Source organism: Halosegnis marinus (assembly GCF_029338355.1).
Taxonomy (GTDB): Archaea; Halobacteriota; Halobacteria; order Halobacteriales; family Haloarculaceae; genus Halosegnis; species Halosegnis marinus.
Map to the genome: position 1 here is coordinate 1,196,067 of NZ_CP119802.1, position 20,939 is coordinate 1,217,005.

Below are 20,939 nucleotides of genomic sequence, written 5' to 3' on the forward strand. Positions count from 1 at the left end.
GCCGCGATGAAACCGTATGTACGTGCAATCCAGGCGCTCACTGGACCCGTTCACTGTGCTCAGTGATCGTGGCTACTGTGCCGCCTGGTGGATGGCTCGGCTCAAGCGCCGACGAAGGACGTGCCAAGCTGCGATAAGCCATGGGGAGCCGCACGGAGGCGAAGAACCATGGATTTCCGAATGGGAATCCCTCTACAATTGCTTCGCGCAATAGGGAACGCTCCGGATTGAAACATCTTAGTAGGAGCTGGAAGAGAAAACGAACGTGACGTCGTCAGTAACGGTGAGTGAACGCGACACAGTCCAAACCGAAGGCTTCGGCCAATGTGGTGTTAGGGCTGACTTTCATCGACCGACCCGCAACGAGAAGTCTCCTGGAACGGAGCTCGATACAGGGTGACAGACCCGTATCGTTGTGCAGTACGTCGTGCGTCAGTACCAGAGTACCGGGGATTGGAAATTCCTCGGGAACTCGGCAGGCATCGACTGCCAAGACTAAGTACGACTTGAGACCGATAGCGAACAAGTAGTGTGAACGAACGCTGAAAAGCACCCCGAGAAGGGAGGTGCAATAGGGCCTGAAATCAGGTGGCGATCGAGCGACGGGGCATAAAAGGCCTCTCGGAAAACGACCCGGAAGCGATTCCGCAGTAGGAACCGAGAGGAGCCGATGTTCCGTCGTGCGTTTTGAAAAACGAGCCAGGGAGTGTACCTGTTTGACGAGTCTAACTGGTGTACCCAGGAAGGCGTAGGGAAACCGATACGGCCGCAGCATTGCCAGGGCCACCGTGTTCAAGCGCGGGGAGTCAAACGGGTACGACCCGAAACCAGATGATCTACGCGCGGGCAGGACGAAGCGTGGCGAAAGCTACGTGGAGGTCCGTTAGGGTTGGTGTCCTACAATACCCTCCCGTGACCTGTGTGTAGGGGTGAAAGGCCCATCGAATCTGGAAACAGCTGGTTCCAACCGAAAAATGTCGAAGCATTACCTCTGTTGAGGTAGTTCGTGGGGTAGAGCGACCGATTGGAAGCGTGGACTCCGAGAGGAGTTCACCTTCCTGTCAAACTCCGAACTCACGGACGCCGTTGACGCAGGGAGTCCGCTGCGCGGGGTAAGCTTGTGCAGCGTAAGGGAGACAACCCAGAGCTGGGTTAAGGTCCCCAAATGTGGACTAAGTGCGATTGAAGATGGTCCCGAGCCCTAGACAGCCGGGAGGTGAGCTTAGAAGCAGCTACCCTCTAAGAAAAGCGTAACAGCTTACCGGCCGAGGTTTGGGGCGTCCAAAATGATCGGGGCTCAAGTCCACTACCGAGACCTAGCCGCACCCGTTACAGGGTGCTCGTGTAGGTTGGCACTCCGATTGGGCGGAAGCTCGGGCGAGAGTTCGAGTGGACCGATCGGTGAAGAAAATCCTGGCCATAGTAGCAGCGATAGTCGGGTGAGAATCTCGACGGCCAAATGAGCAAGGGTTCCTCGGCAATGTTTGTCAGCCGAGGGTTAGCCGGTCCTAAGTCCGTTCGTAATTCGAGACGGACAAATTGGGAAGCTGGTTAATATTCCAGCGCTTCCATACATTGAAAGCTGACGCCTTGGGGTCAACCGGGCCACGCCTTCGCGTGGTCGAACTGTCCAACTCCGTGGAAGCCGTAACGGCACGAAGCGGAAGAACGGCAGGATAGCGTAAGCCGGTTCAACCTAGGGCCCGTGAAAAGGCGAGTATGGAAACCGTACCGAGATCCGACACAGGTGCTCATGCCGGAGAAAGGCAAGGCCTGTCGGGTACAACCGACGTTAGGGAATTCGGCAAATTAGTCCCGTAAGTTCGCGATAAGGGATGCCTGCCCAGGAAATGGGCAGGCCGCAGTGACTCGGGCGCTCCGACTGTCTAGTAACAACATAGGTGACCGCAAATCCGAAAGGACTCGTACGGTCACTGAATCCTGCCCAGTGCAGGTATCTGAACACCCCGTACAAGGGGACGAAGGACCTGTCAACGGCGGGGGTAACTATGACCCTCTTAAGGTAGCGTAGTACCTTGCCGCTTCAGTAGCGGCTTGCATGAATGGATCAACGAGAGCGCCGCTGTCCCAACGTTGGGCCCGGTGAACTGTACGTTCCAGTGCGGAGTCTGGAGACCCCCAGGGGGAAGCGAAGACCCTATGGAGCTTTACTGCAGGCTGTCGCTGAGACATGGTCGCTGATGTGCAGAATAGGTAGGAGGCATTACAGAGGTACCCGCGCTAGCGGGCCACCCAGCCACTAGTGAAATACTACCCGTCAGTGACTGTGACTCTCACTCCGGGAGGAGGACACCGATAGCCGGGCAGTTTGACTGGGGCGGTACGCGCTCGAAAGGATATCGAGCGCGCCCTAAGTCCACCTCATTCGGGTCGGGAACCCGAAGAAGAGTGCAAGAGCAAAAGGTGGATTGACAGTGTTCTTCCTAACGAGGAACGCTGACACGAAAGTGTGGTCTAGCGAACCGATTTGCCTGCCCGATGCGGGCAATCGACGACAGAAAAGCTACCCTAGGGATAACAGAGTCGTCACGCGCAAGAGCACATATCGACCGCGTGGCTTGCTACCTCGATGTCGGTTCCCTCCATCCTGCCCGTGCAGAAGCGGGCAAGGGTGAGGTTGTTCGCCTATTAAAGGAGGTCGTGAGCTGGGTTTAGACCGTCGTGAGACAGGTCGGCTGCTATCTACTGGGGGTGTTTTGGTACCTGACGGGAACGTTCGTATAGTACGAGAGGAACTACGAATGGTGACCACTGGTGTACCGGTTGTCCGAGAGGGCAAGTGCCGGGCAGCTACGTCACACGGGGTAAGAGCTGAACGCATCTAAGCTCGAAACCCACCTGGAAAAGAGGTACCACTGAGTCCACTCGTACAAGACGAGATCGATAGACTCGGGGTGTACGCACCGAGGTAACGAGGTGTTCAGCCCGCGAGTACTAACGGACGAAGCCACTCAATCATCGCACTGACCCATTGAACGGGTCCAGGCGCAAACTGGATTGCACATGCATACGGTTGCATCATCACATGCACCACCGATACAGGCGTTCCCCACGCGGGGATCGCGGTTCGACTCCGCGAATCGGCGTTAAGGCGGCCATAGCGGCGGGGACACTCCCGTACCCATCCCGAACACGGAAGATAAGCCCGCCAGCGTTCCGGCGAGTACTGGAGTGCGCGAGCCTCTGGGAAATCCGGTTCGCCGCCTGCCAATCATATCACGGCCTCACGGGCACCGCGCCCGTGGGGCCGTTTTCATTTACGGACGGAGCCGATGGCTCCGACGCGAACCGCCCAGCGGCGGCACCGCCGACCGCTATACTTAACCGAGGCAGTACACTACCGACGACTGCGCCAAGGTGGCAGAGTGGCCTTACGCGGTCGCCTGCAGAGCGACTACACGCCGGTTCGAATCCGGCCCTTGGCTTGGTCCGAGACACGGAGCGGCTGCTGGGGCGATTCTCCACACGACCGCCGGGATGCGTCCCCGTCCGCGGTGGCTTTTTGCTCCCCGCCGGTCCAGCGGGGGTATGGAGATCGAGACGGTCCTCGTTCCCGTCGACGGGAGCGAGGAGTCGGTCGCGGCCGTCGAGTACGGCGTCGCGATAGCCGACGCGTACGGGGCGTCGGTCCACGCGCTGTACGTGTTGGGCGAGGGAATGGTCCGCGGGGTGGAAGCCGGGGACCTGGCGGACGAGGAGGTCGCGGCCGAATCGGAGGCGTTCCTGGACGAGGTACAGCGGATGGCCGGCGACGTGCCGGTGAGCCGAGCGATGGCCGCGGGCTTCTCGCTGTCGCAGCTCTCGCGGCATCCCGGTAGCGTCATCCTCGACGCCGCGGACGACGTGGCGGCGGACTTCCTCGTCGTTCCGCGGGAGCCGCTGACCGGCGACCCGAGCGCGGTCATCGAGAAGGCGGCCGAGTACGTCCTCGCGCACGCGTCCCAGCCGGTGCTGTCGGTGTGACCGTGAGTCTCTTTCCCGTTCCCCTCCAGCGCCGCGTATGAGCAGCGACCCGACCGCGCCGTGGCGGCGACTGCTGGAGGTCGTCGACGCGGCCGCCGAGGAGTACCGCGAGGAGGGCCGGACGGTGGTCACGGTCGAACCGGCCGACGTAACCGTCGTTCCGGCCGACGCGGGCCCGTTCGGTCTCGTCGCCGTCGTCCCGGACGACGAGCACGCGGCGCTTACCGACCTCGTTGCGGGCCGCGAGTTCCCCACGACCGACGTGTTCAGACGCATCGCGGGTGACCTCGTACTGCTCGGCGTGGCTGTCGAGAGCGCGGACGGCGAGGCCGCGGCGCTCGTCCCGCTGTACTACGAGCGGACGCGCGAGGAGGAAGGTGAGCTACGGAAACACGACGGCGTCCTCTACACCCGGGTTCGGGGGCTGTCGGGACGCGATACGGTGACGTTCGAGCACGACGACCCGGCGGCCTTCCTCCCCGACGAGCGGTTCGACGCCGACTAGTCGTCCGCGGTGACGTCGTGGGTGTGGCCGCACTCCGGGCACGTCACCTCGTCGTGGCGCAGCGCGGCGGAGTGGGAGCGCACCTCGCGCATCACCTCGGAGATACGGTCCTCCGCGGCGAGTTCCTCGTCCACGGAGAGTTCGACGCCCTCCACCTCCAACAGGAACTTCGCGACCTCCGTCACCTCGTACATCAGGTCGTCGAGCTCCTCGGCGGTGAAGAAGTCGCACATCGCGCCGTAGAGGAACGTCGCGCCGGCCTTCCGGACCTTCCCCTCGAACGACGAGCGGGCCTGATTGACGGCCTGCGGGGAGTAGGTGTCCGTCATGAAGGGGACGAGGCGCGGGAGGTTCTCGCCGATCTTCGTCATCTCGACGCCCGTCTCGGTGCGGAAGTCGGCACACAGCCGCGCGATGGCCCACTCGCGGGCGGTGATGTAGGTGCGGTCGCGGAGGAACTCGTTCGCCCGGTCGTACGTCGCGCCGTCTATCTTCGAGAAGCGGGCGTACTCGCGGACGTCCTCGGGAACCTCCTCGGCGCTCGCCTCCGTCTCCCCCTCGTCGACCCGTCGGACGGCGCTCGTCAGGTCGGTCCGCTCCTCCTCGGCTCCGGACGCGTCGGTCATGGCTCCGACTCGGGTACGGCTCCGAAAAAGCGTGTCGGCGAGCGTCCGCCGTGTGTCGGACGCGCGCTCACTCCCGTTCCGCGTCGCGCTCGCGCCGCTCGATGTAGGCCGCCGCGTCCTCGCGGTTCTCGGTTTCGAGCAGGCGTTCGAGCCGCCGCTCGAACTCCTCGTCGGAGAGGTCGCCGTCGGCGTAGCGCCGCTTGAGCGCGTCAAGCGCGTCCTCTCCCTCCTCGACGTCGTCGTCCGGTTCCTCCTCCTCGTCGTCGAGCCCGAGGAGGATGCTCACGAGCGGGAGCACCACCGCGAACCCGATGACCCAGATCGCCCAGAAGTACGGGTAGCCGGCGAACAGCGCGAGAAACCCCGCGCCGAGCACGAGGAAGACGGTCACCTCGTCGGCCCGCGTCCGGAGGTTCTCGGCGACGCCCATACCGAGGGGTCGCCGCCCCGGGACAAAAGCGCGCCGCCATCGCGCCGTCCCCGCGTCGTCGCCGGGACGCTTTTGCCCCCGGCCGGCGTTGCCGGGCGCATGCACGTGCTGTTGGGTATCGGCGGGAGCGAGGACTCGATACGGGCGCTCGACCGGACCATCGAGCGGTCGCTGGAGGCCGGCGACGACCTCGTCGTCGCGGTCCTCGACAACCCGGACTCCGAGCCGTCGCAGTCGGCGGTCGCGGAGCGGGCGCGCGAGCGGCTCGCCGACGCGGGGTTGGACGCCGAGGTCCGGCCGGTCGCGGGCGACCCCGGAAGCGCGCTGGTCGACCTCGCGGAGGCGGAGGGGTTCGACCGCATCGTGCTGGGCGGCGGCGAGACCAGTCCGCTCGGCAAGATACAGCTCGGCTCCATCGCGGAGTTCGTCCTCCTGAACGCGCCCGTCTCGGTGACGCTCGTCCGATGAGCCGCGTCTATCCGGACGACGTCGCCGGCCCGTACGAGCCGCCGCCGCGCGCGTTCACCGACCGCGACGGCCGCGAGGTGGAGGTGCGGCGCTTCCGCGAGGCCGACCGCGAGGCGCTCGTGGAGATGTACGTCGCCTTCGACCCGGAGGACCGCGCGCAGGGTATCCCGCCGACGGGCGAGACGAACGTCCGGAAGTGGCTCGACACCATCGTCACCGACGCGGGGACCAACGTCGTCGCGTGGCACGGCGACCGCGTGGTGGGCCACGCCACGCTCGTTCCCGACTTCGACGACGGCGGCGGCGACGACGACGCCTACGAACTCGCCATCTTCGTCCTCCACGAGTATCAGGAAGCGGGCATCGGGTCGCGGCTCATCGAGGGGCTGCTCGGCGCGGGGCGCGAGGACGGCGCGGAGCGGGTCTGGCTCACCGTCGAACGGTGGAACGGGGCCGCGGTCGGCCTCTACGAGAAGGTGGGGTTCGAGCCCTCCGACACCGGGAGCTTCGAACTGGAGATGTCGGCGCGCCTACGCTGACCGGACGTTCTCGCCCGCAGCGTCGCCGAACCCCTCACCCCTCTCGTACACGACCGTCCCGCGCACGAGCGTCAGCTCCGGGAACACGGCGTCGCGTCCCTCGAACGGCGTCCAGTCGCACTTCGTGTGGAGGTCCGCGGCCCGGACCGGCCGCGACCCCTCGGGGTCCACGAGCACGAGGTCGGCGTCGTATCCCTCGGCGACCCGGCCCTTGTTCGGCAGGTCGAACACCGCCGCGGGGTTCGCGGCCGTGAGGTCGCGCACCCGCTCGTAGGTGAGGTCCCCCCGTCGCGCGCGTTCGAGCAGGAGCGGGAGCGCCGTCTCGACGCCCGGCACCCCCGAGGGGGCGTCCCAGATGCCGGCGTCCTTCTCCGCGCGGGTGTGGGGTGCGTGGTCGGTCGCGACGATATCGACCGTTCCGTCCGCGACCCGCTCGAAGACGGCCTCGCGCCGTTCCTCGCTCCGGAGCGGGGGGTTCATCCGGCCGTGCGTGCCCAGTTCCTCGAGGTCGTCGCGCGAGAGGAGCAGGTGGTGGGGCGTCACCTCGCAGGTCATCCCCGCTTCGGCGGCGGCGTCGATGCCTTCGGGCGTGGAGGTGTGGGCGATGTGGACCGTCGCGCCCGCCTCCGCCGCGACCCGACAGGCGCGCTCGACGGCCACGGCCTCGGCCTCGGCGGTCCGGTAGGCGCTCCACGCGTCGGCGTCGTCGCGCTCGCGCGCCGACTCGTCGAACAGCGTCGCGTCCTCGGCGTGGACGGTGACCCGGGCGCCCGCCGCCGCCGCGCGCTCGACGGCGTCCGCGTACAGGTCGGCCTCGATGCCCATGTCGCCCGTCGAGTCCGCGAGGAACACCTCGCCGAGCGCGAACAGCGGGCGGTCGAACAGCGAGTCGGGGTCCCACGCCGCCGTGACGCCGCCGTTGATGCCGAAGTCCACGAGCGACGCCGCGGCGAGGTCGGCCTTCGCGTCGAACGCCGCGCCGTCCACGGTCGGGGGCTCGGTGTTCGGCTGGTCGGCCACGGTCGTCACGCCGCCCGCGGCCGCCGAGCGCGACCCGGTGGCCCACGTCTCCTTGTGCGGGAAGCCGGGCTGGCGGAAGTGGACGTGGGCGTCTATCATCCCCGGCAGGAGCAGTCGGTCGGTCGCGTCCACGACCCGCTCGTCCGCCCCGGCGTCGAGGTCGGCCCCGACGGCGGCGACCGTCTCGCCGGCCACACGCACGTCCTCCACGCGGCCGTCGGCGAGCGTCGCGTTCTCGAAGAGCATACGCCGACTCGGCGACCGACCGCGGTAAAGCCCCCGCTATCGCACGCGCTCGACGGTCGCCTCGCGGTCCCCGACGAGCGCGGCCTCGATGGCTCGCGCCACCCGCTCCGGGTCGCCGTCGCCGCCCGCCCGCGCCACGCTCCCCACGGAGTCGGGATCGAACGGCACGTCGAGCGCCGCGTACACCGGGTCGAGCACCTCGGCTATCCCGGCGTGGTCGCGAACGACACAGATGCCCGCCGTCTGGGCGACTCCCTTCGAGACGCGCTGGGCGAGGCCCACGATTTTCCCCGCCGCCGACAGCGAGTGTTGGCCGGGACAGAACGACCCGGGCGGCTCCCCGCGCTCGGCGCGCACGCCCACCGTTTCGAGTCCGCGCGCCACGTCCGCGACCGCGGCGTCGTAGCGCTCGTCCATCCCGCGGCGCATGTCCGCGACCGGCTCCAGCCGCAGGAAGGCGACGGTGTTCCCCGTGTAGGCGACGGCCCGGCCGCCCACGTCGCGCTCGTAGGGGGGAAAGCCGTGGTCGCGTGCGGCCTCGCGGGCGCGCTCGTAGCCGTCCGCGCGGGCGTCGCGTCGGCCGAAGGCGACCTGTCGGTGCGGCGTCCACGCGCGCACGGCACCCTCGCCGGTCTCGGCGGTGTCGGCACGGAGCGCGGCCGTGACCGCGCGGTCCTCCTCGACCTCGCCCGCGCGTCCCCGCACGATTCGCATACGCACGGTCGGGAGCGCGGCGGCTAAAGGGTCGCGCTCCCTCCCTCCGGTATGGTCACGCTTCCCGGGGACGTTGTGGCTCGCTACGAGCGGTTCTCGCTGTACAACTCCCCGTACCCGGCCCACGACCGCGGACACGCCGTCGACCTCTATCCGGGTGAGAACGGCGGGCCGGCCCCCTCGCCCGTCGCCGGGGAGGTGCTCGACACCCGGACGGTGCGCTGTCCCCCGAAGCCGTACGCCGTCGATACCGACCACCTGATCCTCGTGGACACGGGCGAGCGCGTCGCGCGGGTCCTCCACGTCGACCCGGGGGTCGCGCCCGGCGACGAGGTGGCCGTCGGCGACTCGCTCGGCACGCTCGTCCGCTCGGGCTTCTTCGGCCGGTGGGTGGACGACCACCTCCACCTCGGCTTCCGCGACCCGGACGCGAACCCCTACCGGGCGTCGGGGTCGCTCCCGCTCTCGCTCGACGTCTCCGTCGCGCCGGTCGCGTGGGACGGCGCGGGCGACGTGGTCGAAACGGGACCGGAACACGTCACGCTCGACACGCCCGCCCGTGACGGGGACGGGAACGGGGACGGAGACGGCTTTCACGCGCTGGCGAGCGACGAGGGCGTCCCGCTCGACGGCGGCCTCCCGCACTACACGGGCGGCGGGGTGTTCCGCCCCCGCGAGGGTGACCTCTCGCTGCTCGGGACGCGGGTCGGGACGGCCGCGGGCCGCGACCTCGAATGGGCCGACGTGGCCGTCGCCGCGAACGGCGAGCGCGCGACGGGGCTGTCGCTGTTCGCTTCCCGGGTCGGCGTCGGCGCGAAACTCGTCTTCCACGAGGGCCACGACTTCGCGGTCGGCGACCGGGTCGCGGTGTCGGTCGCGCCCGCGGACGACCCCGTGCGCCTCGGGTGACACCGACCCCCAAGGCTTTGCCCCGGCCGCTCGCAGGCCGGCCATGAACGACGGCGCGCTCGACGACGTGGCCTACCTCGCCCGCTCCGCGACGCGGGTGCGCCTGCTGTCGCGGGTGGCGTCGGGGCCGACGACCCGCGACCGCCTCCGCGAGGACGGCGTCGCGCGCGAGACGCTCCGGCGCACCCTCGCCGAGTTCGAGGAGCGCGGGTGGGCGACCGCCGCGGGCGGGGAGTGGGCCGCGACCCCGCTCGGCGCGTACGTCGCCGCGTCCGTGGGGGAGTGTCTCGACGACATCGGGGCGGCGAACGCCGTCGCCGACGCCGTCGCCCTGCTCCCGGACGGTGCTCGCGACCTCGGCATGGAGGCGTACCTCGACGCCGAGGTGGTGGCGGCCACGCCCGGCGACCCGCTCAAGCCGGTTCGTCGGGCGCTCGCACCGCTGTCGGAGGGCGGCCACATCCGACTCCTCGCGGGTGCCGTCACCGCCGAGACGCTCGCGGCGACGGCCGAGGGGCTCGACGCCGGCCAGCGGTTCGAGGCCGTCTTCGACGCGCCCGCCGCCGCCGCGCTCCGCGAGGACCCCGACCTCGCCGGGGCGGCCCGCACGCTCCTCGGCCGCGAGGGGGTGCGGGCGTGGACGACCGCCGAGACGCTCGGGTACAGCGTCGGCCTCGTGGACGGCCGGGCGGCGTTCGGCCTCACGGACGAGCGCGCCGCCCCGGCGGCGTACCTCGAAACGGGCGACGAGCGCGTCGTCGGGTGGGTCGGCGAGCGGTTCGACGCGCTCGCCGAAGCCGGCGAACGGCTCCGTCCGGCGGACCTCTGACGCGCCCACGCCGTGGGCACGGCCCGGGAGGCGAGGCTAACTCCTCGGGGAGCGTTCGGGACATCGACCGCCGGCGGTAACCCGCGGGGGACGGGTGCCGACTCCGTGCGGTCACTTTCACCCGGTACGCGCCGCTTTTGGGCCGTTCGCCCCCGTCAGGCCTATGTCCGCGCGTCGGGAAGGGGAGGTATGGACCGCCAGCAGGTGTTCGCGCTGTTCATGGTGCTGTTGATGGTGTTCTCCTCGGTGGCGTACGCGGCGTCGTTCGTCCTCTAGTCGGTGCCCCACACGTCGCCGAGCGGGTGGTCGTCCAGCGACGGGGGCGGACCGCCGTCGTCCTCCGCCGTCGTGCGCGTCGAACGCGGGCGGGAGGGCGTGCTTCCGCCCGCGTTCGCCGCGCTCGGGTCGAACGCCGGCAGGTCGGGCGCGGTCATGGCCGCGACCTGCTCCGCGAACCAGTCCGGGGTGTCGTGGGCCGCCCGCTCGAACAGGTCGAGCAGCGAGGAGTCCGCGAGGTACGTCGCCCCGTAGTCGTCGGGCGCGCGAACGACGCGGCCGGCGGCCTGAATCACGGTGCGGAGCGCGGCCCGGTAGTACCAGCCCCACTGCCCTTCTTCCAGCCGCCGGGCGACCCGCGAGTCGCGGGTGTTCGGGTACGGGGCCTTGCATATCACCTGCCAGCGACAGCGGTCGCCCTTCAGGTCGAGCGCCTCCTCCATCTTCACGGAGACGAAAACGGCGTTGGAGTCCTCCGCCTTCCAGCCGAGCAGCGCCGCGTCGCGGTTCTCCGAGTCGTGGGTCCGAACCCGCCCGCCCACGCCCATGTCGCGGAGGTGCTCGACCAGCCGTTCCGCGATGGCGTAGCTGTGCGCGTGAACCAACCCCTTCTCGTCGGGGTGGTGTTGCATCAGGCGGACGACCGTGCGCGCCACCTTCGGGAGCGTCTCGTCGCGGTGTTCGTAGGTCATCTTCCCGCACGTCACGTCGTACAGCGGGCGGTGCTCCAGCGGGAACGTGTGGGGAACGTCCACGAGCGCGACGTTGTCGGGATTCAGCCCGCAACTGGCACAGAACGCCTCCTTGTTGAGGATGGTCGCCGACAGGAGCGCGAACTTGTTGCCCCGGTCCCACACCGTGTGGTGGAGGTAGCGCGCGGGGTCCATCGGCTTCACCGTAATCGCGCCCCGGTCGTCCTGGTCGACGACCCACGTCGTCGGGCTCTCGGGGTCGCGGGCGTCCTCCAAGAACCACTGGAGTTCGCGGGTGAGTTCGGCTAGCCGGTCGCGCTCGGCCACCTCCGAGCGCGAGAGCTCGGCGTTCGAGCGGAGCTCCTCCTGCCGGCGGCCGCAGACGCGGAGCAGGCGCTCGGCGTACCCCTCCACGTCGGTCAGCCCCTCGACGGCGGGCGGCTCGCAGGCGTCCCACACCGGGACGCGGCCGGGCGAGAGGTCGATGGTCGCGTACATCTCCGCCCACTCCGCGAGGCCGTGGGCCTCGTCCACCACGACCACGTCGCGCTTGCCGAACACGTCGGAGCCGGCCGTCTGCATGAAGTACGCCAGCGTCATCGCCGCGATGTTCCGGTTGGAGGCGATGGCGCGGTCAGAGAAGTACGGGCAGCGGTGCTTGACGGGGCAGTCGAAGCCCGTCTCGCGGGCGCAGGGGGCCTCCGTGACCGGCGTGTCCGTCTCGCCGGGGAGGATGCAGTCGTAGTTCCCCTTCCCGCGGATGATGGAGAAGTCGTCGAGCAGGTCGTCGCCCTCCACGTCGTCGAGCTGTGACACCTGCGGCGTGGTGTAGTACGCGCCGTACGCCTCCACGTCGTCCGTCTCGCCGGGCGTCTTCGCACAGCCGGCGATGGCCCGCGCGAGCAGCGACTTGCCGGAGCCGGTGGGCGCGCGCACGAGGACCACGTCGTTGCCGGCCTCGAACGCCGCGCGGATGCGCCGGAGCGCCTCCTGTTGGGCACCCCTGAACGAGGGTGCCGGGAACTCCGACTCCATCCGCTCCGGTTTCACGTCACCCGCTTTCGCTCGCGGGGTGAAAACCCCTCCGTGTCACTCGGCGAGGGCGGCCACGTCCGCGGCCGTCGCCTCGTCGGGGAGCCGCTCGATGCAGTCGTAACAGAGCAGGTGGTCCGTGCCGTCCGCGAGTTCGAGCGCCAGGCCGTCCGTCTCGTCGCCACCGAACGTCCAGATGTTCGCGATACCCCCGGCTATCGTCACCTTGCGCCCGCAGCCGTCGCAGGGCTCGCTCGCCATGGCCCGGCTACGCGCCGGGGCGGAAAGAGGCTACCGCCGGCGATGCCGCTGTCGGGGGCGGCGTTCGGAAGGAGGGGGACGTTCAGCGGTCGGACTTGATCCGCTCGAACTGGTCGAGCAGGGCCTCGGTGGAGTCGCCGGAGTCGTAGCTCACGCTCCCGCGGTACTCGGTCCGCTCGTCGTCGGTGTGGGTGTCGACGTTCGCGGCCTTGGATTCGCGGCGTTCGTGCTCGTCCTCGTCATATGCTCCCATGCTCATGGTAGACATTGTCACTTGTGAATTGTTCCCTATTAATGCATCGGTGAATTCGGGGGACGGCCGGGTCACAACGCGTTAACCCCTGCGCACACAAGGGGTCGTGTGGCAGGGCCGTTGCGCTTCCGTCGGTCGAACGGGTCGTGGAACGAACAGCGGGTGCGCGAGCGGTTGCTCCGCCCGCTGGACGAGGCGTTCGGCGCGCGCCTCGAACGCCCGTGGTTCGACCCGCCGCGGGGGTACGAGGCGCGGCGGCTGGAGATGGACAACGGCGACTTCGCGCTGTTCTGCTGGGACGGCGGCCGGGCGTACTGGATGGGGAACACGACGACGCCGGAGGCGCTGTGGCGCACGGAGAAGTACGACTTCACCGAGGTCCCGTACCCCGTGGCGCGGTGGGCCCAGCGGGAACTGCTCGCGCGCCTCGAACTCGTGGACCCGTGGCTCGCGGAGTACGACCACGTCGCGTGGTTCTTCCTCCCCGTCTTCCTCTCGAAGGACGGACGGGACACGACGCGCGCCTTCTTCGACGAACACGCGGGCGGCTTCCCCGACGCGACGCGCGACGAGGCGCTCGCCTTCTTCGAGCGGGCGCTCGCCTCGGGCGAACTCGACGAGTACCGCTACACGATGGCGTCGAAGCTCGGGACGAGCCGGGGGATGGACGTGGGCCGGATGGCCGCGACCATGGGCGAGTTCGTCGTGGCGAAACTGCTCGTCGACGCGGGCCTCGACTTCGAGCCGGAGATCCAGCTCGACAGCGGCCACGCGCTCGACTTCCGGGTCGCCGGCGGCCACCTCGTCGAGGTGACCCGGCCGCGCCCGCCGGCGCGCCGGAGCCGCGCGGACACGCCCGTCGCGGCCGTCCGCGAGACGGCCGACGCCAAGACGAACGACCAGCTGAAGAAACACCCATCCGCGACCCTGTTCGTGGACTGTTCCTCCTTCCGCGACGACGAGTGGGCGACGCTCCGCGCCGAGCGGCCGTCCGTGGCCCATCGGCCGACGGTCGTGTTCCGCGCCCGTCCCGACGGCCGCGTGGAGGGGTACCGCGTCGGGACGCTCCCGTTCGACACGGGCGACGCTATCGAGTGGCTGGATTAAGCGGAGAAACGCGCTCTAGAAGGAGACCTGCGCCGGGCCGTCCTCGCCGACGGTCGGGGCGTCGCGGTCCGAGTAGCCCTTGCGGCCGATGGCGCCCTCCGAGACCGCGGACATCGCCGCCTGCTTCGCGTCTTCGGCGTCGTGGTAGGTCGTCTCGCCGAGGCGGCCGAGCGCCTCGCCGAACGTCTCGGAGCCGTTCTGGAGCTCCAGTTCCGTCTCGCCGTACGCGTCGATGAGCTCCGACGCCGTCGCCGGATAGCTGTGCGCGTCGAGGTTCGCGTCCGCGTCGGACATGAATCGCATACCTCTACCGAACCGGGAATCCTTAATGAACGTTGTGTATGGATGCGGTTTCACAATAGTAATTCATTAAGGACCTGAAAGGGAGAAGCGGTTTCACCGGGGCGGACCTCGTCCGGGTATGGACTCCCCCGTCGTCGCCGACCTCCACGCGCACACGACGAACTCGGACGGCGAGATGGCGCTCGACGACGTCCCCGTCGCCGCGAAGCGGGCGGGCGTCGAGGTCGTCGCCGTCACCGACCACGACCGCCTCCACCCGGACCTCGACGCCCCTACCGAGTACCGCGAGGGCGTGAAACTGATACACGGCATCGAACTCCGCGTCGAGAGCCCCGCGGGCCGCGTGGACCTGCTCGGCTACGCCGCCGAACCGACGATGGCCCTCGAACGCGAGACGGAACGCCTGCAGGCCGACCGGGCACAGCGCGGCGCGGCCATCATCGAGAACGTCGAGGACCGGCTGGGCATCGACCTCGGCATCGAGGCGCGGCCCGGCATCGGCCGGCCGAACATCGCCCGCGCCGTCGCCGAGCGCACCGACATGACCGTGAACGAGGTGTTCGACGACCTCATCGGCGACGACGGTCCCTGCTTCGTCGCCCGCGAGGTTCCCGACTTCGGGACGGGGCGCGACCTCCTCGCGGACGCGTGCGGGCTGGTCGGCCTCGCGCACCCGTTCCGCTACGAGGACCCCGCGGCCGCGCTGGAACTGTGTGCGGACCTCGACGCCGTCGAGCGCTACTACCCCTACGGCCGCGAGGTGGAGGCGTCGCTCGTCGAGGACGCCATCGACCGCTACGACCTCGTTCCGACCGGAGGGAGCGACGCCCACGACGACGAACTCGGGAAGGCGGGGCTCGACGCCGACGGCTACGAGCGGTTCCGGGCCGCCGCGGGGTTGCCACACCCGTAGCCGTTTTCACCCGCGACCGCGTAGCCGGTCGTATGCAGTGTCACTACTGCGAGCGCGAGGCCGCCGTCGCGGTCGAGAAGGACCACATCAAGGTCGGCCTCTGTGAGGACCACTTCCGCGACCGACTGGAGGAACTCAAGTCCGACGGCTGGCTGGAGGACCTCCAGGAGGAACTCGACATCGACCGCTCGTAGGACTACCCCCCGTTCTCGCCGTCCGTCTCGACTCCCCGGTCGGCCAGTAGCTCGCGGAACCCCGCCCCGTCCAGCACGGGCACGTCGTTCTCCTCCGCGTCCGCCGTCTTGCTCGCGCCGGGGTTCTCGCCCGCGACGAGGTAGTCCGTGTTGCCCGACACCGACGAGGTGGCGTTCGCGCCGTGGCGCTCCACGAGTTCCTGTGCGTCGCCGCGCGTCATCCCCGGCAGCGACCCGGTGAACACGAACGTCAGGCCCGCGAGCGCGTCGCCCGTCTCCACCTCGGTCTCCCGCGGACTGACGTGGTCGAGCAGGCCGGCGATGACCGCCTCGTTGCGTTCCGAGTCGAAGAACTCCCGTATCTCGTTCGCCACGACCTCGCCGATACCGTCCACGGATTCGAGCTCCTCCCTGCTCGCCGCGCGGACGGCCTCGAAGGTGCCGAACGCCCGCGCGAGGTCGCGGGCGACGGTGGGTCCGACCTCCGGGACGCCGATGGCGACGAGGAAGTCGGCGAGGTCCGGCTCTCGGCTCGCCTCGACGGCGGCCACGAGCTTGTCCGCGCTCGTCTCGCCCCAGCCCTCCAACTCGGCGACGGCGTCGCGGTCGAGCGTGTAGAGGTCCGGGAGCCCGGTCAACAGACCGGCCTCCATCAGCTGTCCGACGGACTTCTCGCCCAGCCCCTCGATGTCGAGCGCGTCGCGGCTCGCGTAGTGTTCGACCGCGCGCTGGAGCTGTGCGTCGCAGGCCAGCCCCCCGGTACAGAAGGCGAGCGGGCCGTCGTGTTCGACCGCGGAGTCGCAGACGGGACAGCGGTCCGGGAACGCGAAGTGGCCCTCGCTGTCCTTCTCCACGACGGCGTCCACGTACGGTATCACGTCGCCGGCCCGCTGGACGCTCACCCGGTCGCCGACGTTCACGTCGAGGTCGCGTATCTGGTCGGGGTTGTGCAGGGAGGCGCGCGAGACGGTGACGCCGCCGACCTCCACGGGGTCGAGCAGCGCGACGGGCGTCAGCCGCCCGGTGCGCCCGACCTGCACCGCGATGTCGCGCACGGTCGTCTCCTCGGTGCGCGCGGGGAACTTGTAGGCGAACGCCCACCGCGGCGCCCGGGCCGTCGCGCCCAACTCCTCGCAGGCGTCGCGGTCGTCCACCTTGACGACGACGCCGTCTATCTCGTAGTCGAGGTCGTCGCGCCGGTCGAGCATCGCGTTCCGGTACGCGATGGCGCCGTCGATGTCCGCCACCCGCTCCACCTCGTCGTTCACCTGCAGGCCCCACTCGGGGAGGGTCGCGTGTCGCTCCCACTGGGTGTCGAAGTCCGCGCCCGCGAGCGCCTCGAAGAAGAAGCAGTCCATCGGGCGCTCCGCGACCACGGCCGGGTCCTGCTGGCGGATGGTACCGGCCGTCGCGTTGCGGGGGTTGGCGAACGGCTCCTCGCCGCGCTCGACGCGCTCGCGGTTGTAGGCGTTGAACGCGTCGCGGGGCATGAACACCTCCCCGCGGACGGCGAGGAAGTCGGGGTGGTCGCCCCGCAGCCGCTCGGGGACCGAGGCGATGGTGCGGACGTTGCGCGTCACGTCGTCGCCCTCGGTGCCGTCGCCGCGGGTCACCGCCCGCTCGTACTTGCCGTCCTCGTACACGACCTCGACGGAGACGCCGTCGAACTTCGGCTCGCAGACGAACGCCTGCTCGCCCACCGCCCGCTCGACGCGGTCGGCGAACTCCCGCACTTCCGCCTCCTCGCCGGAGGAGTCGATGGAGCGCATCGGCGCGACGTGCTCGACCGTCTCGAACTCCTCGACGGGTTCGCCGCCCACCCGCCCCGTGGGGGAGCCGTCGGTGTCGAGGTCGAAGGCGTCCTCCAGCTCCCGCAGCCGCGAGAACAGCGCGTCGTACGCCCGGTCGCCGATTTCGGGGTCCGCGCGGACGTAGTAGCGGTGGTCGTGATAGCGGACGGCCTCCCGGAGCAGGGCGGCCTGCTCGCGGGCCGCCTCGGCGTCGAGGGCCGCGACGGGCTCGAACTCGGTGTCCGGGTCCGAGAGGTAGGGGTTCTCTCCCGGCTCCGACTCCGGGTCGGGGTCGGAGTCGGCGTCCGCCTCCCCGCTCCCGTCGTCCTCGAACGACGAGATGTCCGTCTGTTCGGTCATTACACGCGCTCCGTCCGCGGTCGGCAAAAATCGGTCCCTACGCGCGCGACGCCGTCAGCCCTCGCGCTCGTGGACCAACCGCTGGCGCAGCGCCCGCAGCTGATAGCGGGCCTCGTCGTCCTCGGCGTGTTCGAGCGCCTGTGCCGCCCGCTCGTCGAGTTCGTCGATGCTCGCTCCCGGTCCCGTCATCGTATCGGGTCGTCCACGGCTCCTCGATGATAAAAGTGGCCCACGAGGGACACGTCTATACCGCCCGGCGGCCGACGGTCGGGCGTGACCCCTCCGACGACGTGTCCCCGCTGCGGCGCGCCCGACAGCTACGAGCGACGGTACACCACGGGCGGGGGGTGGCGACAGGTCCACGTCTGTGCGGTGTGCGGGCACCGCGCCGTGGGGCCGGCGGGCCGGCGTGTGGCCGTCGGCGCGGTCGCGGCGGCGGCCGTCCTCGCGCTCGCCCGCGCGGTTCGCCGGCGGCTATAGGTCCGCGACGTCCTCGATGGCGTCGGTGAGCGCCTTCACGCTCTCGACGGTGTGTTCGCCCATGTGGCCGATGCGGAACGTCTCCTCGCCGATGTCGCCGTAGCCGTTCGAGAAGACGAAGTCGTACTCCTCGCTCACCGCGTCGATGGTCGCGGCCACGTCGATACCGGCGGTGTTCTCGACGCAGGTGACCGTCCGCGACTCGTACCCCGCCTCCGGGAAGAGGCCGAAGTGCTCCTCGGCCCAGTCGCGGGTGTACTCGGCCATCTCGCGGTGACGGGCATCCCGCGCCGCGTGCCCCTCCTCCAGCATGTGTTTCATCTGCTTCCGGTAGGCGAGCATCAGGGGAATCGCGGGCGTCGAGTGGGTCTGGCCCTTCCGGTCGTAGTAGTCGAGGCTCCGCTGGAAGCCGCCGTACCACGAGGCCGACTCGGCGGCGACCTCCCGGTCGTAGGCCGCCTCGCTCACCGTACAGACGGCGAGCCCCGGGGGCATGGCGAACGCCTTCTGCGTCGAGGTGAAGATGCAGTCGATGCCGTGGCCCTCGATGTCGATGCGGTCGCCGCCGAGACAGGAGATGGCGTCCACGACGAACAGGGTGTCCGGGTACTCCGCCACGACGTCGCCGATGGCCTCGACGGGGTTGCGCACGCCCGTCGAGGTCTCGTTCATGACCATCCCGACGACGTCGTAGTCGCGCTCCTCCAGGGCAGCGCGCACGTCCTCGGGCTTGACCGCCTCGCCCCACTCGTACTCGATGCGGTCCACGCCCTTGCCCAGCCGTTCGGCGACGTTCGCCTGTCGCTCGGAGAAGGCGCCGCTCGTGGGAACGAGCATCCGGTCCTCGACGAGGTTCAGCGTCGTCGCCTCCCAGAACTCCGTCCCGGAGGCCGTGAGGACGATGACGTCCTCCTCGGTGTCGAGAAAGTCCTTGGTGTCCTCCACGATGGTGGTGTAGAGGTCGGTCATCCGGTCCATCCGGTGGCCGAACATCGGCTCGGCCATCGCCTCGATGACGTCCTCGCGGACCTCCGTCGGGCCGGGGAGGTAGAGGGTCTTGTCGGGGTAGTCGTCGGCGTATTCGCTCTTCTTCACGGGTGCCACCTGATACCCGGCCTTCGGCACCCCCCGGGAAGGCCGTTGTGATAGCGACGAATCTGCGCTCAGTACTGCCCCATCAGCCCCTCCCGGCGCGCGCGCCGCGCGGCGACCCGGAAGACGGCGTAGCCCGCGAGACAGTAGCCGACGCCCGCGGCGACGAGGACGGCGACCTCCGCGGCCGGGAACTGCCACAGCCGCGTCCCCTCGCCCATCGCCTGCTGGAGCATCGACGACCCCTGCACGAGCGGGAGGTACCGCAGGGCGGGGAGGTCCGCGACCGGCGCGGCCACCAGCCCGATGATGACGAACTGCATCAGCTGGGTGACGTTCTCGATGCGCTTGTAGACGAGCGCGGCCCCGGCGAAGACGAAGCCGATTCCCACGACGGAGAGCAGCGCGAGGACGACGACCGGGACGACGGTGAGTACATCGACCGAGAGCGCCCGGTCGGTGGTGACGAGCATCAGGACGAGGACGCTCCCGCCCCACAGCAGGCTCTCGCCGAGCAGGGCGACGACCCGCGCGCCCATCACCGCGCCGAAGCCGTACGGCGACATGTACAGCTGTTCGAGCGTCCCCCACTGCGACTCCTGGGTGATGCCCTGCGCCAGCCCGAAGTACGCGACGGTGGACATCGTCCAGAGGAACCACCCGACGACGAGCGCGTCGAACGTCCCGCCGAGCGCGCCCGCCCCGCCGCCCATCCCCCCGACCGCGGCCCGCCCGCCGAAGAAGATGACCGCGAAGAAGAGGTAGATGCCGAGCACGGACGCGAGCGTGTTCGCCGGGTAGCGAACCAGGAGCAGCGCGCGCTTGTACGCGACGGCCCACACGAGCGTCCCGACGCCCGCCCGCTCGGTCGCGGCGCTCACGCGTCGTCCCTCCCGGTGACCCGCAGGAACACGTCCTCGAGGTCGGGTTCGGCCGTCTGGAAGTCCGCCACCGTCAGCCCCGCGTCCCGGAGCGTGTCGGTCAGTTCGTAGAAGCCGTCGCCGACGACGCGCGCCGTGAACCGCTCGCCCGCCTCGACGGCGTCGAACCCGTCCGCGTCGAACCGCTCGCGCAGGCGTGCCCGGACCCGCTCCGGGACCGCGCCCTCGACGGTGACCGCGTAGCTCCGCGTGCGGAACAGGTCGAGCAGGTCGGCGACCCGCTCGTCGGCGACTATCGCGCCGTCGCTCATGATGACGACGCGGTCGCAGACGGCCTCGATGACGTCCATGTCGTGGCTCGACACGACGACGGTCATCCCCGACTCCTCGACCAGCCGCCGGAGTTCCCGGCGGAGCTCCCGCGACGACTCCACGTCGAGCCCCAGCGTCGGCTCGTCGAGGAAGACGACCTCGGCGTCGCGCGCCAGCGTCGCGGCCAGCGACACCTTCTGTTGCATCCCCCGCGAGAGCTCCTTGACCGGCGTGTCAGCCTTTCCCGTGAGGTCGAACCGCGCCAGCAGTTCGTCGTGGCGCTCGCGCACGTCCGCGGGCTTTCGCCCCGCGAGCGCGGCGAAGAAGCGGAGGTTCTCCCGCACCGTGAGCCGCCAGTAGGTGTTGCGCGCCCCCTCGAGCATCGCGCCGACGTGGCGGTACGCGGCGCGGGGGTCGGCGTGGACGTCGATGCCGGCCACCTCGGCGGTGCCGTGTGTCGGTATCACGAGGCCGAGCAGCGACTTGATGGCCGTCGTCTTGCCCGCGCCGTTCGGCCCGAGCAGGCCGACGGCGGTGCCGGCCTCGACGGCGAAGCTCACGTCGTCGACGGCCGTGACCGCGGCGTCGCCGCTCCCGTACGTCTTGGTCAGGCCGTCGACCCGGACCGCGGCGTCCGCCGGGTCGGGCGGGTCGCGCTCGCCGACGCGCTCGGTCTCCGCGTGCAGGGACATACCCCGCTCTGGGGTGTCGCCCGGATTAACG

Annotated in this window: 23 protein-coding genes, 1 tRNA gene and 2 rRNA genes; 13 read left to right on the forward strand and 13 right to left on the reverse strand. The window is 69.6% G+C overall.

All coding sequences use genetic code 11. From position 1 onward, the window contains the following. Positions 1 to 63: 63 nt before the first annotated feature. The 5 genes from P2T37_RS06650 (at position 64) to P2T37_RS06670 (ending at position 4,489) form a co-directional block, all read left to right on the forward strand. A 23S ribosomal RNA gene (locus P2T37_RS06650) occupies positions 64 to 2,977 on the forward strand. A 131-nt stretch (positions 2,978 to 3,108) separates the two neighbouring features. Continuing rightward, positions 3,109 to 3,230, forward strand: a 5S ribosomal RNA gene (rrf, locus tag P2T37_RS06655). A gap of 142 nt (positions 3,231 to 3,372) precedes the next feature. Further along, a tRNA-Cys gene (locus tag P2T37_RS06660) sits at positions 3,373 to 3,446 on the forward strand. A 103-nt stretch (positions 3,447 to 3,549) separates the two neighbouring features. After that, entirely contained in the window at positions 3,550 to 3,984 is a 435-nt protein-coding gene (locus P2T37_RS06665; RefSeq protein WP_276236017.1) for a universal stress protein, read from the forward strand. 37 nt (positions 3,985 to 4,021) lie between these two features. Continuing rightward, positions 4,022 to 4,489, forward strand: coding sequence for a DUF7529 family protein (locus tag P2T37_RS06670; protein ID WP_276236018.1), 468 nt, complete (start codon positions 4,022 to 4,024; stop codon positions 4,487 to 4,489). On the opposite strand, the gene P2T37_RS06675 is transcribed toward P2T37_RS06670, so the two are convergent. Both P2T37_RS06675 and P2T37_RS06680 read right to left on the reverse strand, forming a co-directional pair. Continuing rightward, positions 4,486 to 5,115, reverse strand: a complete 630-nt coding sequence (locus tag P2T37_RS06675) for a DUF5806 family protein (protein ID WP_276236019.1) — start codon at positions 5,113 to 5,115, stop codon at positions 4,486 to 4,488. The two genes, P2T37_RS06670 and P2T37_RS06675, sit on opposite strands and share 4 nt — an antisense overlap. 67 nt (positions 5,116 to 5,182) lie before the next feature. Further along, positions 5,183 to 5,545: an SHOCT domain-containing protein gene (locus tag P2T37_RS06680; RefSeq protein WP_276236020.1), complete on the reverse strand. Its 363-nt coding sequence runs from the start codon at positions 5,543 to 5,545 to the stop codon at positions 5,183 to 5,185. Between the two features lie 99 nt (positions 5,546 to 5,644). Here P2T37_RS06680 and P2T37_RS06685 point away from each other — a divergent pair, with 99 nt between their 5' ends. Next, the gene (locus tag P2T37_RS06685; RefSeq protein WP_276236021.1) at positions 5,645 to 6,013 is read left to right on the forward strand and encodes a universal stress protein; all 369 of its coding nucleotides are present in this window, start codon (positions 5,645 to 5,647) and stop codon (positions 6,011 to 6,013) included. Next, on the forward strand, positions 6,010 to 6,552 hold the full coding sequence (locus P2T37_RS06690; protein WP_276236022.1) for a GNAT family N-acetyltransferase: 543 nt from the start codon (positions 6,010 to 6,012) through the stop codon (positions 6,550 to 6,552). Before P2T37_RS06685 ends, P2T37_RS06690 begins: the two co-directional genes overlap by 4 nt. On the opposite strand, the gene P2T37_RS06695 is transcribed toward P2T37_RS06690, so the two are convergent. Together P2T37_RS06695 and P2T37_RS06700 are read right to left on the reverse strand one after the other, a co-directional pair. Next, entirely contained in the window at positions 6,544 to 7,818 is a 1,275-nt protein-coding gene (locus tag P2T37_RS06695; protein WP_276236023.1) for a dihydroorotase, read from the reverse strand. The two genes, P2T37_RS06690 and P2T37_RS06695, sit on opposite strands and share 9 nt — an antisense overlap. Positions 7,819 to 7,854: 36 nt before the next feature. Further along, positions 7,855 to 8,532 (reverse strand): lipoyl protein ligase domain-containing protein, encoded by a 678-nt coding sequence (locus P2T37_RS06700; RefSeq protein ID WP_276236024.1) that lies wholly within the window; start codon positions 8,530 to 8,532, stop codon positions 7,855 to 7,857. A gap of 51 nt (positions 8,533 to 8,583) precedes the next feature. On the opposite strand from P2T37_RS06700, the gene P2T37_RS06705 reads away from it, so the two are divergent. Together P2T37_RS06705 and P2T37_RS06710 are read left to right on the forward strand one after the other, a co-directional pair. Next, the gene (locus tag P2T37_RS06705; RefSeq protein ID WP_276236025.1) at positions 8,584 to 9,441 is read left to right on the forward strand and encodes a DUF8155 domain-containing protein; all 858 of its coding nucleotides are present in this window, start codon (positions 8,584 to 8,586) and stop codon (positions 9,439 to 9,441) included. Between the two features lie 43 nt (positions 9,442 to 9,484). Next, positions 9,485 to 10,270 (forward strand): helix-turn-helix transcriptional regulator, encoded by a 786-nt coding sequence (locus P2T37_RS06710; protein WP_276236026.1) that lies wholly within the window; start codon positions 9,485 to 9,487, stop codon positions 10,268 to 10,270. Positions 10,271 to 10,542: 272 nt separating this feature from the next. Here P2T37_RS06710 and P2T37_RS06715 read toward each other — a convergent pair whose 3' ends face one another. The 3 genes from P2T37_RS06715 to P2T37_RS06725 all read right to left on the reverse strand — a co-directional run bounded on the left by P2T37_RS06715 (position 10,543) and on the right by P2T37_RS06725 (position 12,790). Continuing rightward, positions 10,543 to 12,288: a helicase C-terminal domain-containing protein gene (locus tag P2T37_RS06715; RefSeq protein WP_276236027.1), complete on the reverse strand. Its 1,746-nt coding sequence runs from the start codon at positions 12,286 to 12,288 to the stop codon at positions 10,543 to 10,545. 39 nt (positions 12,289 to 12,327) lie between these two features. Beyond that, positions 12,328 to 12,531, reverse strand: coding sequence for a DUF7561 family protein (locus P2T37_RS06720; RefSeq protein ID WP_276236028.1), 204 nt, complete (start codon positions 12,529 to 12,531; stop codon positions 12,328 to 12,330). 82 nt (positions 12,532 to 12,613) lie between these two features. Beyond that, complete coding sequence (locus P2T37_RS06725; protein ID WP_276236157.1) at positions 12,614 to 12,790, reverse strand: DUF5786 family protein; 177 nt, start codon at positions 12,788 to 12,790, stop codon at positions 12,614 to 12,616. A gap of 102 nt (positions 12,791 to 12,892) precedes the next feature. Here P2T37_RS06725 and P2T37_RS06730 point away from each other — a divergent pair, with 102 nt between their 5' ends. Continuing rightward, complete coding sequence (locus P2T37_RS06730) at positions 12,893 to 13,891, forward strand: DUF5784 family protein (protein ID WP_276236029.1); 999 nt, start codon at positions 12,893 to 12,895, stop codon at positions 13,889 to 13,891. A gap of 15 nt (positions 13,892 to 13,906) precedes the next feature. Here P2T37_RS06730 and P2T37_RS06735 read toward each other — a convergent pair whose 3' ends face one another. Continuing rightward, positions 13,907 to 14,194: a DUF5789 family protein gene (locus P2T37_RS06735; RefSeq protein WP_276236030.1), complete on the reverse strand. Its 288-nt coding sequence runs from the start codon at positions 14,192 to 14,194 to the stop codon at positions 13,907 to 13,909. A 118-nt stretch (positions 14,195 to 14,312) separates the two neighbouring features. Between P2T37_RS06735 and P2T37_RS06740 the strand changes: the two genes are divergently transcribed. Both P2T37_RS06740 and P2T37_RS06745 read left to right on the forward strand, forming a co-directional pair. Next, positions 14,313 to 15,107 carry a PHP domain-containing protein gene (locus P2T37_RS06740; protein WP_276236031.1) on the forward strand — a complete coding sequence of 265 codons (795 nt, stop codon included), beginning with the start codon at positions 14,313 to 14,315 and terminating at the stop codon, positions 15,105 to 15,107. Between the two features lie 32 nt (positions 15,108 to 15,139). Then, on the forward strand, positions 15,140 to 15,301 hold the full coding sequence (locus P2T37_RS06745; protein WP_276236032.1) for a DUF6757 family protein: 162 nt from the start codon (positions 15,140 to 15,142) through the stop codon (positions 15,299 to 15,301). Between the two features lie 2 nt (positions 15,302 to 15,303). On the opposite strand, the gene ligA is transcribed toward P2T37_RS06745, so the two are convergent. After that, positions 15,304 to 17,451, reverse strand: coding sequence for an NAD-dependent DNA ligase LigA (gene ligA, locus P2T37_RS06750; RefSeq protein WP_276236033.1), 2,148 nt, complete (start codon positions 17,449 to 17,451; stop codon positions 15,304 to 15,306). A gap of 54 nt (positions 17,452 to 17,505) precedes the next feature. Next, the gene (locus tag P2T37_RS06755) at positions 17,506 to 17,640 is read right to left on the reverse strand and encodes a hypothetical protein (RefSeq protein ID WP_276236034.1); all 135 of its coding nucleotides are present in this window, start codon (positions 17,638 to 17,640) and stop codon (positions 17,506 to 17,508) included. Positions 17,641 to 17,724: 84 nt separating this feature from the next. Here P2T37_RS06755 and P2T37_RS06760 point away from each other — a divergent pair, with 84 nt between their 5' ends. After that, positions 17,725 to 17,931, forward strand: coding sequence for a hypothetical protein (locus P2T37_RS06760; protein ID WP_276236035.1), 207 nt, complete (start codon positions 17,725 to 17,727; stop codon positions 17,929 to 17,931). Here P2T37_RS06760 and P2T37_RS06765 read toward each other — a convergent pair. From P2T37_RS06765 to P2T37_RS06775, 3 genes are all read right to left on the reverse strand, one after another. Then, on the reverse strand, positions 17,926 to 19,026 hold the full coding sequence (locus P2T37_RS06765) for a pyridoxal-phosphate-dependent aminotransferase family protein (protein ID WP_382211065.1): 1,101 nt from the start codon (positions 19,024 to 19,026) through the stop codon (positions 17,926 to 17,928). The two genes, P2T37_RS06760 and P2T37_RS06765, sit on opposite strands and share 6 nt — an antisense overlap. 68 nt (positions 19,027 to 19,094) lie before the next feature. Then, the gene (locus tag P2T37_RS06770) at positions 19,095 to 19,904 is read right to left on the reverse strand and encodes an ABC transporter permease (RefSeq protein WP_276236037.1); all 810 of its coding nucleotides are present in this window, start codon (positions 19,902 to 19,904) and stop codon (positions 19,095 to 19,097) included. After that, a complete protein-coding gene (locus tag P2T37_RS06775; protein WP_276236038.1) occupies positions 19,901 to 20,908 on the reverse strand; it encodes an ABC transporter ATP-binding protein in 1,008 nt (335 codons plus the stop codon). Before P2T37_RS06775 ends, P2T37_RS06770 begins: the two co-directional genes overlap by 4 nt. Positions 20,909 to 20,939: the final 31 nt, after the last annotated feature.